Source organism: Pseudomonas sp. NPDC090752 (assembly GCF_055584805.1).
The window spans coordinates 114476-133495 of the sequence record NZ_JBVJLI010000001.1 but is presented as its reverse complement, the minus strand read 5'-3'; the positions used below and the strand labels follow the sequence as shown (position 1 = coordinate 133495).

Genomic DNA, 19020 nt, shown 5'->3' with positions numbered 1-19020 from the left:
ATAAAGTCAGTTTTATACAGGAAATTTTACCTGTCCGCAAAGTCAAGCTGACAGTATGTCGCGGTGTTTCACCTGCTGATCCAGGCAAAGGCTTGCAACGATCCGGGTTAACCTTGGGTTAATCGTTAAAGGCCAGCATGGCCCCACTTCTCGTACTGCCAAGGCGAAGACATGCGCGTTTTCCTGCTCTTCCTGACATTGCTGCTGGCCGGCCCGTTGCAAGCCAACCCGTTTGAAACCAAGCCCGATTTTCTGCCGGTGAACCAGGCGTTCGTCCTGACCCACGACCGCCAGGCGGATGGGCAGATGCGCCTGTTCTTCCAGATCAAGCAGGGCTATTACCTGTATCAGAAGCGCCTCAAGTTCGATGGCCTGCCCGCCGAGCAGCACCCGCAACTGCCCCCTGCCCTGAATCACCACGACGAGTTCTTCGGCGACAGTGCGGTGTATCGCGACCAGCTTGAACTGCTGCTGCCGGCCAATGCCCAGGGCCAGTTGCGTCTAGGCTGGCAAGGCTGCGCCGATGCCGGCCTGTGTTACCCGCCGCAAACCTCCGTGATCGACCTGGGCGGCAGCGCCGCAGCGGTTGCCGACCAGGCCAGCGATCAGGCCCTGGCCAGCGGCCTGCAAAGCGCCAGTTTGGGCTGGAGCCTCCTGGCGTTCTTCGGCCTTGGGTTGCTGCTGGCCTTCACACCGTGTTCGCTGCCCATGCTGCCAATCCTGGCTGGCCTGGTGTTGGGCAATGGCGCCAGCGCGCGGCGCGGCTGGCTGCTGGCTGGGATTTACGTGTTTAGCATGGCCCTGGTATATGCCGCGCTGGGCGTGGTCGCCGCGCTGCTGGGCGCCAGTTTGCAGGCCTGGCTGCAACAACCTTGGTTACTGGGCAGCCTGGCAGCGTTGTTCGTGCTGCTGGCGTTGCCCATGTTCGGAGCATTCGAACTGCAACTGCCGGCTGCCGTGCGAGATCGCCTGGACCGCGCCGGGCAAGGCACCCGTGGCGGTAATCTATACGGCGCTGCTTTGCTGGGCGCGCTATCCGGGCTGCTGCTTGGCCCGTGCATGACCGCGCCGCTGGCCGGTGCGCTGCTGTTCATCGCGCAGAGTGGCGATGTGCTGCAAGGGGCACTGGTGCTGTTCAGTCTCGGTTTGGGCATGGGCCTGCCGCTGCTGTTGCTGGTGACCCTGGGCAACCGTTACCTGCCGCGCCCAGGCGCCTGGATGAATCGGGTGAAAGGCGTGTTCGGCTTCGTGTTCCTGGCCATGGCCCTGTATACGGTGCGCAGCCTGTTGCCCGCGCCACTGCTGCTGGCCTTGAGCGGCGCGTGGCTGGTGGCCCTGGGCTGGGCCATGTGGCCGGCCCTGCAGCGTTTGCCGGCCTTACGCGCCGTGCCGCTGCTCGGTGCGTTATGGGGTGGCCTGCTGCTGGTCGGCGCTGCTGCCGGGGGCGATGACCTGTGGCAACCGCTGCGACCGTTCGCCGGCAGCGGTGCACCGGCGGCCGCGCAGCACGCAGAAGACGCCTTCGTAACCGTCAGCAACCCGCAAGATTTGCAACGTGAGCTGGATGCCGCCAAGGCGCGCGGCCAGTGGGTGATGGTCGACTACTATGCGGACTGGTGCGTGTCGTGCAAAGTCATGGAAAAGCAGGTGTTCGCCCGCCCTGACGTGCAAGCCAGCCTGGCCGGCGTGCACCTGCTGCGCCTGGACGTGACCGCCGATACACCGGCCAGCCACGCCCTGTTGCAGCGCTATCAAGTCCCCGGCCCGCCGAGCATTCTCTGGCTCGGCCCGGAAGGCGAGGAACGCCGCGCGCGGCGCCTCACCGGCGAGGTGGATGCGGCCGCGTTCCTGCAACACTGGACGCAGACCAGGAGCCAAAGTTGATGCTGACGGTAACCCTGGGGCCGCTGACCATGGCCCTCAACCATTTGCTGATGCTGGCTGCCCTGGGCATCGCCACTCTGATCGGCTGGTGGGTCGCCAGGCGTGGCGGCGAGAGCCCGGAATCGGCGCTGTTCAACCTGTTCCTGATCGGCCTGCTCTGCGCCCGCGTGGGTTTCGTGCTGGTCTACTGGCCGATGTACCGCGACGACCTTGTGCAGGTCATCGACATCCGCGATGGCGGCTTCCTGCTCTGGTCGGGGCTGATCGGCATCGTCCTTGCCACCCTCTGGCAAGGCTGGCGTCACCCTGGGTTGCGCCGCCCACTGGGCTGGGCTCTTTTCAGTGGCGCGCTGTTCTGGGGCCTGGCCAGCCTGGGCAGTCACCTGTACAGCAAAGGCACCGAGCTCCCCGAGCTGAGCCTGCGCAATGCCAGCGGGCAATCGGTCGCGCTGCACAGTTATCGCGGCAAACCGCTGGTGATCAACATCTGGGCCACCTGGTGCCCGCCCTGCCGACGGGAAATGCCGGTGCTGCAACAGGCCCAAGGCGAATACCCCCACGTCACTTTCCTGTTCGTCAACCAGGGCGAGACCCCGGAAAACGTCAGCACCTTCCTCGCCACCACCGGCCTGAGCCTGACCCACGTGCTGTTCGACGGTACGGGCGTGCTGGCCCAGCAGGTCGGCTCGATGGCGCTGCCCACCACCCTGTTCTACGACGCCAACGGGCGGTTGGTCGGCAGCCATCTGGGCGAGCTGTCCCGGGCCAGCCTGCACCACGCCCTGGAACCTTTCGACCGGGCCACCGCGCCCACCCCTGCCGCACAAGGAAACTGACATGCGATTGACTGCCCTGCTGCCCCTGTCCCTGGCCCTGCTGGCCGCCCCACTGGTGCAGGCCGAAGCGCTGCCCAAGGCGATCCAGCAACTGCAAGCCAAGGGCGCCGTGATCAAGGGCAGTTTCGATGCGCCCAACGGCCTGCGCGGCTATGCCGCCGAGTACCAGAACAACGGCATCGCCTTTTACCTCACGCCCGACGGCAAGCACGTGCTGGTCGGCAGCCTGTTCGACGAACAAGGCAAAGACCTGAGCGCCGAGCCACTGGAAAAGCTGGTGTATGGCCCGATGTCCAAGGCCATCTGGGCCAAGCTGGAAAAGACCAGCTGGATCGCCGACGGCAAGGCCGATGCCCCGCGCAAGGTCTACCTGTTCAGCGACCCGAACTGCCCGTACTGCAACATGTTCTGGCAACAGGCGCGGCCTTGGGTGGAGTCGGGCAAGGTGCAGCTGCGGCATATCATGGTCGGCATCATTCGTGAGGACAGCCCGGGCAAGTCGGCAGCGCTGCTGGCGGCCAAGGATCCTGCCAAGGCGTTGGAGCAGCATGAGAAAGCTGGCAAGGCGAGCAACTTGAAGGCATTGGACAAGGTGCCCGAGGCGGTGCAGCAGAAGCTGGACGGGAACCTGGCGTTGATGGAGGAGATGGGGTTGCAGGCTACTCCGGCGATTTTCTATCAGGATGAACAGGGGAATCTGCAGAGCCAGCAAGGGGCTCCGCGGCCGGAGATGCTGGGGAAGATTCTCGGTAAGCGTTGAGGTGCATGTCTTGGTTTCTTTAGCGCCTGTGAGATCGAGCGCCGCCCGCGCGGCGCTTCGCGGCTGAAGCCGCTCCCACATTTATTGCAACGTGCCATGGCCTGATAGGCCATAGTTACCAGCCTTGTTGGCACGACGCAATATTTCGGCTGGCGCTGCCGCCGCCTCGCACATCTTCAGTCATGCACCAAGGCGAACAACCGTGGCCTCACTGACATAGGCACGTTGCAACAAATGTGGGAGCAACTTCAGCCGCGAAGCGCCGCGCGGGCGGCGCTCGATTTCACAGGCGCAGCAATAGCATCGACATGCGACAAGGGGCACAAAGCCCCTGCGTACCCCTCCAAGCCCCTCCAACTCCGCCATCAGATCACTCAACCGATCCACCTTGCCCTCATCCAGCGCACCGCCCTGCAACCCGCGCACGTACTCAGCCAATTCCTCGACCGTACTGCACTCGAACATCGCCCGCAGCGGCACATTGAACTGCAACTGCTTCTGCACCCTCGAGGCAATCTGCGTCGCCAGCAGCGTAGGGCATCTACTCCAGCCAAATTCCATCCGGTAAAACTTACGACTCGACATTCAAGCGCGGTCGAGCGCGCGAGTATAACTGCACGACACAATTAGCAACACTTGAGCCAACCCAAACATCAATTGCAGATAAATACCTTATCGCACGCACCACTCAGAATCCCCCTACAACAACTCAAGAAAATAAAAAGCAAACAGCGAAAAAATCAGCCACATGTAGGAAAAAACTTAAGAGCATTCTCACATTAGCTGTTAATTACAAACAACCACAAGCACAGCAATTACTTACTCATTACATCGAATCATTGACATAGGTGATGCGCACCTCTACACCTCTACATAGGCACCCAACCATGGCCCATTCCCATGAAACTAACTCTCACACTGCTCACCCTCAACGCCCACAAAATCCTTATCATCACCAGAGTACTGATAACGGAGCACACCCGAGAACCCACCGCGCTATTATGGTCCGCGATTGCCCCGTGTATATTATTCGTCATGACCACTCAGTCGAACCACACCCCTCAGCCCTATATCAACGCGGCCGCGTGGTTCTATTCATATATCTCAGCAAGCATCGCCTTTTTCGGATTCAGTTTTTACTTGATAGGCAGAAGAGAAAGCGGCTTTATCCGCTCATTCATTTATGAACGCACAGCAATAAGACGCTTCTTAATCGCGCACACTCTCAGCTACTCAGCCATCAGCCTCTTTTATGCCTTATTATTTTACCTGGCAACAAAACCCTTCTTTGGAGGTTATTCACTGGGCGAACTGCTGTATTTACTAGCCTGCTTCTACACCAGCTACCTTCTCTTTACATCCATCGGCCTTGGCATCGTTTCATTGCCGATCAAATTCAACACCGCCAGCACTCTATTTTCCCTTATGTCATTTCTCATGCTGATTTCAGGATATGCAGGCACTCTTCAAAGCCAAGACGTTTCGCATACGTTAGCGCAATACAACCCATTGCACTTCAGCACTCAGCTCTTTCTTGAAAAGTCTGTTCCAACCCAGAGCCTCCTCATTGCATTGACGACTTCATTCGCCGCACTTTACCTCACAGCGCGCTATTTCAGAATTCAACCCATCTGGAGTCGATACTGATGCGCTTACTGAACATAGAAGACCTAAGCTTTAGCTACCCCCACACAGATATAATCGACCACATAACGCTCCACGCAAACCAAGGTGAAATGATAGGTCTACTGGGTTGCAATGGCGCTGGCAAAACAACCCTCTTTGACCTGATATGCGGCATAAAAACATCCTCGCATGGTAAAATTACAAACGTCGCAAAGCGGCCGACTTATCTGACTCAGATCATTACTCCCCCACCTTTATTACGAATGAAGGATGTAGGTAATCTAATCAGCAGCCTCAATGCGAATAACACTCCCTGCCACACCACACGACTCTCGAAGTTGATCCAATGGTCGCCGTCCTTAGCTAATCGATACGAGGCTATATCCCAAAAAAAATCCTCCACCTGTAGTTATGGAGAAATCCGCAGTTTCTTCACACTTACACTACTGCTTTTGAATAGTGATCTGATCATCCTGGACGAGCCCACAGCTGGTGTTGACCCAGAATTCCGCCATTACATATGGCTCGGCATCAAAAACGCCTGCAAAGAAGGCGCGAGCGTGTTGATTTCCTCACATTACACCGAGGAAATCACTAACAACTGTGACCGTTTTTACATGCTTGCCAAATGTCGTTTGGAAGCATTCAACAATGGAAAGGAGTTCATGGCACGTCACCGTGCGGCTTCGCTTGACGAAGCATTCATCAATGCCTCGATGTGACACTTCACTGGCGAAAAGGGGCGCATAGCGCCCCCTTCGTCCCTCAAAGCCCCTCCAACTCCGCCATCAGATCACTCAACCGATCCACCTTGCCCTCGTCCAGCGCGCTGTCCTGCAACCCGCGCACGTACTCAGCCAACTCCTCCACCGTACTGCACTCGAACATCGCCCGCAGCGGCACATTGAGTTGCAGCTGCTTCTGCACCCGCGAGGCAATTTGCGTGGCCAACAGCGAATGCCCGCCCAGTTCGAAGAAGTTGTCGTGCACCCCTACCCGCTCAGCCTTGAGCACGTCGGCCCAAATGCCGGCGAGCACCTCTTCCAGCTCGTCACGCGGTGCCAGGTAGGCCTGGCTGTGCTGGCCGCCGATGTCGATGGCCGGCAGGGCCTTGCGGTCGAGCTTGCCGTTGGCGTTGTGCGGCAGGTTGTCGAACCAGCCCCAGTGCAGCGGGACCATGTATTCCGGCAACTCGGCGCGCAGGCGTTGCTTGACCTGCTCCAGCAGCACAGCGTCGGCGCTGATGCCTTGGTGAGCCACCAGATAGCCGACCAGGTGCTTGCCGTTGACGCCCTCCTGCACACCCACGGCGGCATCGCGGATCTCGGTTTGCTCGTGCAGGCGGGCTTCGATTTCGCCCAGCTCGATGCGATAGCCGCGGATCTTCACCTGGTGGTCGATGCGCCCCACATATTCGAGCACACCATCCGGCCGTTGCCGTGCCAGGTCACCCGTGCGGTACAGGCGTTCGCCTGGTGCGCCGTGCGGGTGCGGAATGAATGCCAGAGCGGTGCGTACGGGGTCGCCGACATAGCCTCGGCCCACGCCGGTACCGGCGACGCACAACTCGCCCACCGCGCCCAGCGGCACAAGGGTTTGATCCTCGCCGTACAGGTACAGGCGGTTGTTATCGGTCGGTGTGCCGATCGGCAGGTAGCTGCCCTGGGTCGAGGCCAGGTCGACGCGGAAGAACGCCACGTCATCGGAACACTCTGCCGGGCCGTAAGCGTTGACCAGGCCGATGTCCGGGTAGCGCTGCAGCCATTGCGCGGCCAGCTCCGGCGGCATGGCTTCGCCAGTCGGCAGCATCCAGCGCAGGCCGTCCAGCGCCTGGTGATCGTTGGCCAACATGCCCTGGATCAGCGAAGGCACGCTTTCCAGCACGGTGATGCCGGCGGCCTGTACATGGGCCAGCAGGCCCTGCGGATCGTGGGCGATGGCGTTCGGCACGATCTCGACCTTGGCGCCGAACAGCGGCGCGGCAAGGAACTGCCAGACCGAGATGTCGAAGCTCTGCGAGGCGGTCTGGGCGATCACGTCGTGCTCGCTCAGCGCCAGGTACGGTACCTTGCTCAGCTGGTTGTTGAGCATGCCGCGCTGCTCGACCATCACGCCCTTCGGCAAGCCGGTGGAGCCTGAGGTGTAGATCACATAAGCAAGGTTGTCCGGCCCGCTGTGGATACCTGGGTTGTGGCTGGCGACGTTGCTCGCCTGCACTTCTTCCCACACCAGTAGTTGCGGTCTGGCCACGCCAGCCAGCTCATCGAGCAGCAAGCGCGCCTGTTCGGCACAGGCGGCGCTGCACACCAGCACCGGCGTGCGGCTGAGTTCGACGATGCGCTGCAGGCGCGCCGACGGCAGGCCTGGGTCCAGCGGCAGGTAGCCAGCGCCGGCCTTGAAGCTGCCGACGATCATGCCCAGCAGCGGCAGGCCGCGCTCGGCCAGCAGCGCGACCGGTTGATCGAGGGTCACGCCCGCAGCGACCAGGGCATGGCCCAGGCGGTTGGCCGCGAGATTCAACCCGGCATAGTCGTAGCTTGCCTCCAGGCAACGGGCCACGGTGCGCTCGGGGTGCGCGGCGACCTGCGCCTCGAACTGCGCCACGTAGCTCTGCTCCAGGGCATAGGCGTGTTCGGTGCGGTTGCAGTCGTTGAGCAGGAAGCGCTGTTCGTCCTCACCCAGCAGCGGCAGTTCGCTCACCTCGCCTTCAAAGCCTTGCACCAGCGCCAGTAGCAGGCGCTTGAACTCGGCCAGCAGGCGTTCGACGGTTGGGTAGTCGAAGTAGCGCTGGTCGAACGACAGGTGCAGGCCCAGGTCGTCGCCTGGGTAGCACACGGCGGTCAACGGGAAGTTGGTGTGGGTACGGCCCGAGTCGGAGCTGGCGTTCAGGTGCTGGGCGTGGTCGAGCACGGCGGTTTCCACCGGGGCGTTCTCGAACACGAACAGGCTGTTGAACAGCGGCTGGCCTTTGGGCAGCTCGCTGCATTCCTGGATGGTCACCAACGGCAGGTATTCGTACTCGCGCAATTCCATGTTGCGTTCCAGCAAGCCTTGCAGCCACTGGCGCACGCTGCGGCGCTGGCCAAGTTCCGGCAGTTGCACACGCAAAGCGATGCTGTTGATGAACAGGCCGACGGTGCGCTGCATCTGCGGCATGCTCACCGGGCGCCCGGCCACGGTCACGCCGAAGGCCACGTCGCGTTCACCGCTGTAGCGGGCCAGCACCAGCGCCCAGGCCGCCTGGGCGAAGGTGTTGATGGTCAGCTGGTGGGCCTGGGCGAGTTCGCGCAGGCGCACGCCGTCGCTGACGTCGAGGCGGGTGTAGCAGTCGCCGACGACCATGCCGTCACCGGCGTGGTCATTGCGCAGCGGGCGGTCGCTGGGGATCGCCGTGGCATGTTCGAAGCCGGCCAGGTTGGCCTGCCACCACCCACGTGCTTCATCGAGGTCCTGGCGTTGCAGCCAGCCGATGTAGTCGCGGTAGCGCGGTGGCACCGGCAGCTGAGCCTGGCGGCCTTCGCCGAGGGCCTGGTAAAGCTCGAAGAAGTCGTTCATCAGCAGCGAACGGCACCAGGCATCGATGAGGATGTGGTGGTTGCTCATCATGAACCAGTAGCGCGCGTCGTCCACGCGCACCAGGCGCAGGTGGAACGGCGCCTCGCGCAGCAGTTCGAAGCCCGCTTCGCGCTCCTGCTTGTGCAGGGCTTGCAGGCGCTGCTCCTGGGTCGCCTCGTCGAGGCCGCGCCAGTCCTGGTAATCCACCGGCGTGTTGCCCGGTTTGTGGATGATCTGCAGCATCGCTTCGCCGGCACTCCAGCTGAACGATGCGCGCAGCGCCTCGTGGCGCGCAACCACCGCCTGCCAGGCCTGGGCAAAACGTTGCGGGTCAAGGGCGCTGTTGATGCGGTAGCGGTCCTGCATGTAGTAGATGCCGGTGCCCGGCTCCAGCAGGGTATGCAGCAGCAGGCCCTCCTGCATCGGGGTCAGCGGGTAGACGTCCTCGATCTGCGCGGCCGGGATCGGCAGCGCGTCGATCTGCTCCTGGGTCAGGTGCGCCAGCGGGAAGTCCGAAGGCGTGAAGCTGCCGTTGCCCTCGGCCAGGCAGTGGCTGACCAGGGCCAGCAGTTCCTGACGATAGGCCTCGGCCAGGTTGGCGATGGTCTGTTCGTCGAAACGCTCACGGCTGTAGGTCCAGCGCAGTTGCAAGGCACCGCCGTAAACCTGGCCGTCGACGCTGAGCCAGTTGGGCAGCGGCGCGTCCAGGTCGTGGGCCAAACCTGCCGGGGCGTCTAGCGGCTGGAACAGCGCGGCAGCGTCGAACTGCTGGTCGAACTGGCCGAGGTAGTTGAAGGTGATGCGTGCCTGGGGCAGCGCGGCCATGCTTTCACGCCCGGCGGCGTCGGCCAGGTAGCGCAGCACGCCGTAGCCCTGGCCTTTGTGCGGCACCTGGCGCAGCTGCTCCTTGATGCGCTTGATCGAGGTGGCGCGGGCGCTGTCGCCCTCACCGGCCTGCGGGTTCAGTCGCAGCGGGAAGGCATTGGTGAACCAGCCAACGCTGCGGGTCAGATCCATGTCTTCGAACAGGCCGTCGCGGCCGTGGCCTTCAAGCTGCACCAGCACCTCGTCGTCGCCGGTCCATTGGCACAGGGTGCGCGCCAGGGCGGTCAGCAGCAGGTCGTTGACCTGGGTGTGGTAGGCCGCCGGGGCCTGCTGCAGCAACTGGCGGGTCTGCTCGACGTCCAGGCCGATGGCCAGGGTGTCGGCGTGCCGGTGCCGGTTGCCGCCTTGCGGGTGATCACACGGCAGTTCGTGGCGCACATCCCCGAGCTGGCCTTGCCACCAGTCGAGTTCGTCGCGCAGCGAGTCGCTGCCAGCATAGCTGACCAGGCGCGCGGCCCAATCGGCCATGGCGTGGGTCTTAATCGCCAGCGGCTGGCCACGGTAGAGCGCCTGCAGGTCTTCGAGCAGCACGCGCCAGGACACACCGTCGACCACCAGGTGATGGATCGCCAGCAGCAGGCGCTGGGCGCCCTGCCCGTCACTGACCAGCAAGGCGCGCAGCAGCGGCCCCTGTTCCAGGTCGAGGCTGCGTTGCACGTCGGTGTACAGCGCCTGGCAGTCGTCGAGGTCGGCCACCGTGGCGGTCCACAGCAGTTGCTCGCCGGTCGATGCGGCGAAGTCGCCCTGCCAGCGGCCATTGGCCTGGGTGAAGCGCAGGCGCAGGCTGTCGTGGTGCTCCACCAGTGCATCCAGGGCGCGCTCCAGCAGGGCGCTGTCCAGCAGCTGGCGCGCTTCGAGCAAGACCGCCTGGTTCCAGTGCTGTGGCTGGGCCACCTCACTGTCGAAGAACCAGTGCTGAATCGGCGTCAGGGCGCTACGTCCCTGGCGCTGCGCCTGCTCGATGCTGCTTGGCGCTTCGCTGCGGCGGACCACGGCGGCGAGGGTCTGGATGGTCTGGTGCTGGAACAGATCACGCGGGGTGAACTGCAGGCCCAGCTGACGGGCGCGGCTGACCACCTGGATGGACAGGATCGAGTCACCACCCAGCTCGAAGAAGTTGTCCTGCACGCCCACGCGGGAGACGTTGAGCACCTCGCGCCAGATCTGCGCCAGTTGTTCCTCCAGCGCGTTGGCCGGCGCCTGATAGTGCTGGCGCGCCTGTTCCAGGTCGGGCATCGGCAAGGCGCGGCGGTCGAGCTTGCCGTTGCCCATCAACGGCAGGCTGGCGAGCAGCACCAGGTGCGCCGGCACCATGTAATCCGGCAGGTGCTGGCGGGCATCAGCCTTGACCGCCTCGCGCAGCTGAGCCTGGGCCTCGCTATCGGCGCCGGCCTGCTTGCACACCAGGTAGCCCACCAGTTGCTTGCCACCGGGCAGGTCGAGAGCGAGTACTACCGCCTCGTCGACATCGGCATGCTCCTGCAGGCGGCTTTCGATTTCGCCGAGCTCAATGCGGAAGCCGCGGATCTTCACCTGCTGGTCGGCACGGCCGATGTACTCCACCAGGCCGTCGGCGCGCAGGCGCACCAGGTCGCCGGTGCGGTACAGCCGCCCGCCGTCATGGCTGAACGGGTCGGCGACGAAGCGTTCGGCACTGAGGCCGGGGCGGTCGTGGTAGCCCTGGGCCAGGCCGGCACCGCCGACGTACAGCTCACCGATGCCGCCTTGCGGCAGCAGCGCCAGGTCCTCGTCGAGGATATAGGCGCTGCGGGCACCAATCACCCGGCCGATCGGCACGCTGCCGGCGTCGGCGGGCAGTGTGTCGGGCGCTACGCACGCCAGCGGCATGACCACGGTCTCGGTCGGGCCGTAGGCGTTGATGAACTGCTGCGGGGCGAAGGCTTGGCGGATACGCGTCAGGTGCTCGCCGGTCAGCGCTTCGCCACCGGTGATCACCAGGCGCACCGGCAGTTGCTCGCCCTGCCCGGCCAGGTACTGGGCCAGCTGGCTGCCATAGCTTGGGGTGAAGCCAAGGACGCTGACCTGCTGCTCGCGCACCAGCTGGCAGATCTCTTCGGCGCCCCATTGGCCCTGGGCACGCAGCACCACGCGGGCACCGCACAGCAGCGGCACCAGCAGGCGTTCGCTGGCGGCGTCGAAGTTGATCGAATAGAAGTGCAGTTCGCAATCGTCGCTGCGCATGCCGAAGGCGTCGATCACCGCTTGGCAATGCATGGCGATTTCGCCGTGGCTGACTACTACGCCCTTGGGCTTGCCGGTGGAGCCGGAGGTGTAGATCAGGTAGGCCGGGTGTTGCGGCAAGTTGAGGTTGTCCAGCGGCGCATCGCTGTAGGCCGACAGGCTCGCGGCATCGTCCTCCAGGCTCCAGCTGGCCACGCCGCCGGGCAACTCGCCGAGGGTTTCGAGCAGCGCGCGCTGGCTCAGCAGCAGGCCGATGCGGCTGTCCTCGATCATGTAGCGTAGGCGGTCGAGCGGGTACTCCGGATCGAGCGGCACGTAGGCGCCGCCAGCCTTGAGAATGGCCAAAAGGCCGACGACCATCTCCAGCGAACGCTCCAGGGCCAGGCCCACGCGCACCTGCGGGCCGACACCACGCTCGCGCAGGGCGCGGGCCAGGCGGTTGGCCTGCTGGTCGAGTTCGGCATAGCTCAGATGCTGGCCAGCGAAGGTCAGCGCGCCGGCCTGCGGCGTGCGCGCGGCCTGGGCGGCGAACAGGCCGTGCAGGGTCTGGTCGAGGGCGTAGTGATGTTCGCCCTGCAACTGGCCGATCATCACTTGCTGTTCGGCGTCGGCCAGCATCGGCAGTTCGCACAGGCGCTGCTCGGGGTCGTCCAGCAGGCCGATCAGCAGCTGCTGCCAGTGCTCGGCCATGCGTGCGATGCGCGGTTCGTCGAACAAGTCGCGGCTGTAGGTCAGGCAGCAACCCAGGCGGCCGTCGAGGTCGGTGACTTCCAGGTACAGGTCGAACTTGGTGGCGCTGGCGTCGTTGACCAGGTAGTCCACCTGCATGCCGGCCAGGTCACGGCTTTGCTGGAAGGCCCAGCGCTGCACGTTGCACATCACCTGGAACAGCGGGTTGTAGGCACTGCTGCGCGGTGGCTGCAGAGCTTCGACCAGCTGGTCGAACGGCAGGTCCTGGTGCGACTGGCCTTCGATGGCGGCCTGGCGCACCTGGTCGAGCAATGCGCCAGCGGTCATCTGCCCGTCCAGCTCGCAACGCAGCACTTGAGTGTTGAGGAAGGCGCCAATAAGCCCCTCGCTTTCCGGACGGATGCGGTTGGCCACCGGCGCGCCGATGCGCAGGTCGCGCTGGCCGCTGTAGCGGTGCAGCAAAGCGGCCAGGGTGGCGGTCATGGTCATGAACAGGGTCAGCCCGCGCTGGCTGTTGAACGCATGCACGCGGGCGACCAGCGCCGGGTCGAGGTCAAAGCGGTACAGCTCGCCACGGTGGCTTTGCACCGCCGGGCGTGGGCGATCGGCGGGCAGTGCCAGCACCGGGTGCTCATCGCCCAAACGGGCTTTCCAGTAGGCCAGCTGGCGGGCGCCCTCGCCGCTTTCCAGCCATTGGCGCTGCCACACGCTGTAGTCCAGGTACTGCACCGGCAGCGGTTCCAGTGGCGACTCGCGCTCGTCGACGAAGGCTTCATACAGCTCGCCCAGTTCGCGGGCGAAGATGTCCATGGCCCAGCCTTCGGTGACGATGTGGTGCAGGGTCAGCACGAAGTAGTGCTCGCGCTCTTCGGCCTTGACCAGGCAGGCACGCAGCAGCGGGCCGCGCTCCAGGTCGAAGGGTTGGTGCGCCTGCTCGTCGGCCAGCTGCTGCAGGCGCTGCTGGCGGGTGGCGGCCGGCAATGCACTGAAGTCTTGCCAGTCGAGCTTCACGGCGCTGTGCTCGGCCACGCACTGGTAGGCAACGCCATCGATGGCGGGGAACGTGGTGCGCAGGGTTTCGTGGCGCACGATCAACGCCTGCAGCGCACGTTCGAAGGCATCCACATGCAGTGTGCCGCGCAGGCGCGCCATGCCACCGACGTTGTAGGCCGGGCTGTCCGGCTCCATCTGCCAGAGGAACCACATGCGCTGCTGCGAGTACGACAGCGGCACGGCCTGGCGGCGGTCGACGCGGGTGATCTCGCCTTGCTGGTTGCGCTGGCCTGCCTCGCGGATGCGGGCGATCTCGGCGCAGAAGGTGCCTAGCTCGCTGGCCTCGAACAGTACTTTCAGCGGCAGTTCGACGTCGCACGATTGGCGGGTGCGCGAGACGATCTGGGTGGCCAGCAGCGAGTGGCCGCCGAGGGCAAAGAAGTCGTCGTGCAGGCCGATGCGCGGCAGGTTGAGCACTTCGCGCCAGATCGCCGCGACCTGCTGTTCAAGCGCCGTTTGCGGTTCGACATGCTCACGCTGTTGCCAGACCGGAGCCGGCAGGGCCTTGCGGTCGACCTTGCCGCTGGGGCCCAGCGGCATGTGTTCAAGCGCGATCAGCTGCGCCGGCACCATGTAGGCCGGCAGCCGCTCGGCCAGGTTGGCCAGCAGCGCGTCGGCCTGAGCCGGGCCGCTGTAGTAGCCGACCAGCTGCGCGCCGACGGCGTCCTGATGGATCAGCACCAGCGCCTGTTCGACATCCGGCTGACTGAGCAGGCAGGCCTGGACTTCCTCAGGCTCGACGCGGAAACCTCGGACCTTCACCTGCTGATCGAGACGACCGAGGTAGTCCAGGGCTTCAGCCTGCCAGCGGGCACGGTCGCCGCTGCGGTACAGGCGCTCGCCATTGCCATCAGCCTGGGGCACGAAGCGCTCGGCGGTCAGGCCTGGGCGGCCCAGGTAGCCTCGGGCCAGGCCCGCGCCACCGAGGTACAACTCGCCCGGCACGCCTGGCGCCGCCAGCTGCAGGTCGGCATCCAGCACGCGGCAGATCACGTTGCCCAGCGGGCGACCGATGGGCGAGCGCTGGCCGTCCTCGGCCTGGCAGTGCCAGTGGGTGACGTTGATGGCGGTTTCGGTCGGGCCGTAGCGGTTGTGCAGCTGCACCTGCGGCAGCAGTTGCAACACGCGGTCGCGCAGGTTCGCCGACAGCGCTTCGCCGCCGGAGAACAGCCTACGCAGGCTGGTGCAGCCAGCAGCCAGCGGCTCTTGCACGAACACCTGCAACAGTGGCGGCACGAAGTGCAGCGTGGTGACCTGATGCTGCTGCACCAGCGCGGCGATGCGCTGCGGGTCGCGGTGTTCACCGGGGCCGGCGAGCACCAGTTTGCAGCCGGTGATCAGCGGCCAGAAGCACTCCCACACCGACACGTCGAAACTGATCGGCGCCTTCTGCATCAGCACGTCGCTGGCATCCAGCGTATAGGTGGCCTGCATCCACTGCAGGCGCTCGGCCAGCGCCGCGTGGGTATTACCCACGCCTTTGGGCTGGCCGGTGGAGCCGGAGGTGTAGATGACGTAGGCCAGGTTGTCGCCGTGCAGGTGCAGGCCCGGCGCGTGGCTTGGCCAGCTGTCCAGGTGCAGCTGGTCGAGGGCGATGGCGCTGACGCCCTCGACCTGCGGCAAGCTGGCGAGCATGCCGCTGTTGCTCAGCAACAGACTGGCCTGGCAATCGCGCAGCATGTAGGCCAGGCGCTCGGCCGGGTAGTCGACGTCCAGCGGCACATAGGCGCCACCGGCTTTGAGGATGGCCAGCAGGCCGACCAGCAGTTGCGGTGAGCGCTCGACAGCGATGGCCACGCAGGTGTCCGGGCCAACGCCCTTGTCGCGCAGGTAATGCGCCAGGCGGTTGGCCTGCTGGTGCAATTCGGCATAGTCAAGGCTGCCGCCTTCCCAGGCCAGCGCAGTGCGCTCGGGGGGCTGGCGCGCTTGTTCGTTGAGCTGTTCGACCACCAGACGCTGCGGCACCGGCGCCGGTGCCTGGCCCCAGTTCAACAGCTGCTGACGGCCTTGCTCGCTCAGCAAATCGACGTCGCCCAAGGCCAGCTGCGGTTGCGCGCTCACCTGTTCGAGCAGCGCCAGCAGGTGCTGGGACAGGCGCTTGACGGTGCCTTCGGCAAACAGTTCGGCGGCATAGTCGAAGGCTAGGCTGAGGCGGCCCTGGTGGTCTTCCTCGCTGTGCAGTTGCAGGTCGAACTTGGCTTCGCGGCTGTGCCACGGCAGCTCTTCGGCCAGCAGGCCCGGCAGGCGACGCAACGCCGAGAGGTCGCGTTGCTGGTGATTGAACATGACCTGGAACAGGCCTTGCTCACGCGCCTCGGGCAGCGCTTCGAGCAGTTGCTCGAACGGCAGGTCCTGGTGGGCCTGGGCGTCGAGGGTGGCCTGGCGCACCTGGGCCAGCAGTGCGCTGAACGGCAGGCGGCCATCCAGTTGCGCACGCAGCACCTGGGTGTTGATGAAGAAACCGACCATGCCCTGGGTTTCCTGCCGCGGGCGGTTGGCGTTGGGCACGCCGACGCGGATTTCGCCCTGGCCGGTGTAGCGGTGCAGCAGGCCTTGCCAGGCGGCCAGCAAGACCATGAACAGGCTCGCTTGCTGATCGCGGGCCAGGCCCTTGAGGGCTTCGCTGAGCGCAGCGGGTACTTTGAGGTTCAAGCGCGCGGCGCGGTGTGCCTGCTGGCTGGAACGTGGCTGGTCGGGGTGCAGGTCGAGCACCGGCAGGGTATCGCCCAGCTGGGCCTTCCAGTACTCCAGCTGACGTGCACTTTCACCCTCGGCCAACCACTGGCGCTGCCAGTTGCCATAGTCGGCATAGCCCAACGGCAGGGGCGCCAGCGATGCCTCCAGGCCTTGGCAACGGGCAGCATAGAGCCTGGCGAATTCGTCGAGGAGGATGTTCAGCGACCAGCCATCGGCGACGATGTGGTGCAAGGTCACCCACAGCTGATGGTCCTCATCGTCCAACTGCGCCAAGGTCACACGCAGCAGCGGCCCTTGGGTCAGATCGAACGGTTGCTGGGCTTCGGCTTCGCGGCGCTCGGCCACTTCGCTGGTCGTCAGCCCTTGCAGGTCGAGGCGGTGCAGATTGAAAGGCAGCTCGGGCAGGATGCGCTGCAGGGCCTGGCCGCCTGCTTCGCTGAACACGGTGCGCAGAGCTTCATGGCGTGTAACCAGCGCCTGGAACGCAGCCTCCAGCGCGGCCTGATCCAGCTCGCCGCGTAGGTGCAGGCCGGCGGGAATGTTGTAGGCCGCCGATTGCGGCTCCAGTTGCCACAGCAGCCACAGGCGGTTTTGCGCCAGTGACTGCGGCAGGGCCTGGCCACGGCTTAGGGTCGCGATGGCTGCCGTTTCACCACCGCCCTGGGTGATGATTGCCGCCACGGCGGCGCTGTAATCGGACAGTGTCGGCGCTTCGAACAAGGTGCGCAGGTTCAGCGCGACCCCCAGCTCATCGGCCAGGCGCGCGGTGACCTGGGTGGCGGCGATGGAGTTGCCGCCCAGCAACAGGAAATGGTCGTCGGCGGCGACCGACTCGACGTTGAGAATCTCGCGCCAGATGCCGGCGATGCGGGCCTGCACGCCATCAGCGGCTGCAGCGGTCTCGGTCGGCCCGGTAACGCTAGGTAAGCGCGCATAGCAATCCAGGCTGCCATCATTCATGCGCAGGCGGCACGCCGACCGCTGCAGCTTGCCGCTGGAGGTCTTGGGCAGCGCGCCCGGGTTGAGCAGCAGGACCACGGCCGGCGCCTGCCGGCAGGCATCGGCGATGACCTGGCGCAGGGTCTTGATCAGCGCCTCGGGCTTCACCGCCTTCTGCACGTTGCGGCTGACTTCCACCGCCACGCCGATGCCCTCCTCGCCCTGGTCGTCGACGGCGAACACCGCGACACGGCCCTTGCGCAGCACGTCGACTTCACGCTCAAGGGTTTTTTCCAGGTCCTGTGGGTACAGGTTCTGTCCGCGCACGATGAGCATGTCCTTCAGGCGCCCGGTGACGAACACTTCGCCGTCGCGCATGAAACCCAGGTCGCCGGTACGCAGCCAGGTCTGGCCGTCCATTTCGACGAAGGTGCGGGCGCTGGCCTCGGGATTGCGCCAGTAACCCAGGGCGATGCTCGGGCCACCGGCCCAGATTTCGCCGACCAGGTTGTCATCCAGCACTTCCAGGTGCTGCGGCTCGACGATGCGCACCGCATGGCCGGGTTGCGGGTAGCCGCAGCTCATCAGCACGCTGCCCTTGCCGGTTTCGGCACGGTTGGCGGCAAACGCCTCGGCATCGATTTCCAGCGCGCCGATGCCCTGGCCACGGCGGCTGCCGCTAACGAACAGGGTGGCTTCGGCCAGGCCATAACTGGCAAAGAAGCTGCTCGGCGTAAAGCCGCAAGCAGCGAATTTATCAGCAAAGGTGTCCAGACTGTCCTGGCGGATCGGCTCAGAGCCCGAATAGGCCACGCGCCAACGGCTGAGGTCGAGGCCGGCCAGGGCCGCCTCGCTGACCCGCTCGCTGCACAGGCGGTAGGCGAAGTCCGGCCCGCCGCTGATGGTGCCGCCATACTCGCTGATCGCCTGCAGCCAACGCTGCGGGCGGGCGAGGAAGTAGCCGGGCGACATCAGCACGCATGGGACGCCGCTGAAAATCGGCTGCAGCAGCCCGCCAATCAGGCCCATGTCGTGGTACAGCGGCAACCAGCTGACGATCACATCGTCGGGGTTGAGGTCGATGCCGAAGCCATGGCGAATGAGTTGCTCGTTGGCCACCAGGTTGCCGTGGCTGACCTGCACGCCCTTGGGCAGCGCGGTGGAGCCTGAAGTGTACTGGAGGAAGGCGATGTCGTCGCCGGCCAGCGCAGGTTCGCGCCAGGCACTCGCCAACACAGGATCCAGGCCATCCACCGCCAACAGTTCGGGGGCGTTGTCGGCGGCCAGGGCTGGCAGGCCCTGCAAAACGTCGTGCAGCGCCGCCACGGTCAGCAGCAGGCGCGGCTCGGCATCGTCAATGATCGACAACAGGCGCTCCTGGTGATGCTGGCGCGTGGACTCCGGCGGATAGGCCGGCACGGCGATCACTCCGGCATAGAGACAACCAAAGAACGCTGCCACGTAGTCCGGCCCACTGGGGAACAGCAGCACGGCCCGGTCACCGAACGCGGCGCGGCTCTGCAAGGCGGCGGCGATGGTGCGCGCGCGCAGGTCCAGGTCGCGATAGCTGAGCACGGCCTGCTCGCCTGGAGCATCGGCCAAGAAGCGCAAGGCGATGCGGTCCGGGGTCTGCGCGGCGCGTTGCGCCAGAGCCTGGACCAGCGAAAGCGGGAGTTCGAAGGCGTCCGTCATGGAGTGTTCCTGCCAGTGTCTGGATAAGTCGGGCCGGTTGCCCCGCGCGAGGTCGGCGGGCAGCGTTCGGCGGCCGGATGTACAGAGGGGAACGGACGGGCGAGGGAAGAAATTACCGGGATGAGGCGGCTTTGTAGGCTGTGAAAGGTGAACCGCGTCACGCTCGCCTGCTTAGAACTGAAACTAACGGATACTCATTAA

The 19020-nt window shown here is 64.7% G+C and carries 6 protein-coding genes and 1 pseudogene; 5 read left to right on the top strand and 2 right to left on the bottom strand.

Translation table 11 applies throughout. From position 1 onward, the window contains the following. Nucleotides 1-171 precede the first annotated feature (171 nt). Genes dsbD through dsbG form a run of 3 tightly spaced genes read left to right on the top strand, consistent with a single transcriptional unit; the run spans nt 172 to nt 3480 of the window. Nucleotides 172-1884, top strand: coding sequence for a protein-disulfide reductase DsbD (dsbD, locus tag ACZ6YA_RS00600; protein WP_465894772.1), 1713 nt, complete (start codon nt 172-174; stop codon nt 1882-1884). Beyond that, the gene (locus ACZ6YA_RS00595) at nt 1884-2720 is read left to right on the top strand and encodes a TlpA family protein disulfide reductase (RefSeq protein WP_465894770.1); all 837 of its coding nucleotides are present in this window, start codon (nt 1884-1886) and stop codon (nt 2718-2720) included. The genes dsbD and ACZ6YA_RS00595 overlap by 1 nt, the downstream gene beginning before the upstream one ends. Nucleotide 2721: 1 nt before the next feature. Then, nucleotides 2722-3480, top strand: coding sequence for a thiol:disulfide interchange protein DsbG (gene dsbG, locus ACZ6YA_RS00590; protein WP_465894768.1), 759 nt, complete (start codon nt 2722-2724; stop codon nt 3478-3480). Between the two features lie 345 nt (nt 3481-3825). Here the strand turns inward: dsbG and ACZ6YA_RS00585 are convergent. Continuing rightward, a pseudogene (locus tag ACZ6YA_RS00585) lies at nt 3826-4014 on the bottom strand (phosphopantetheine-binding protein); the annotation flags it as partial. 366 nt (nt 4015-4380) lie between these two features. Here ACZ6YA_RS00585 and ACZ6YA_RS00580 point away from each other — a divergent pair. Beyond that, on the top strand, nt 4381-5127 hold the full coding sequence (locus ACZ6YA_RS00580; protein ID WP_465894766.1) for a hypothetical protein: 747 nt from the start codon (nt 4381-4383) through the stop codon (nt 5125-5127). Next, entirely contained in the window at nt 5127-5828 is a 702-nt protein-coding gene (locus ACZ6YA_RS00575) for an ATP-binding cassette domain-containing protein (protein WP_465894763.1), read from the top strand. Before ACZ6YA_RS00580 ends, ACZ6YA_RS00575 begins: the two co-directional genes overlap by 1 nt. A 43-nt stretch (nt 5829-5871) precedes the next feature. On the opposite strand, the gene ACZ6YA_RS00570 is transcribed toward ACZ6YA_RS00575, so the two are convergent. Beyond that, entirely contained in the window at nt 5872-18819 is a 12948-nt protein-coding gene (locus tag ACZ6YA_RS00570) for a non-ribosomal peptide synthetase (protein WP_465894759.1), read from the bottom strand. Nucleotides 18820-19020 lie beyond the last annotated feature (201 nt).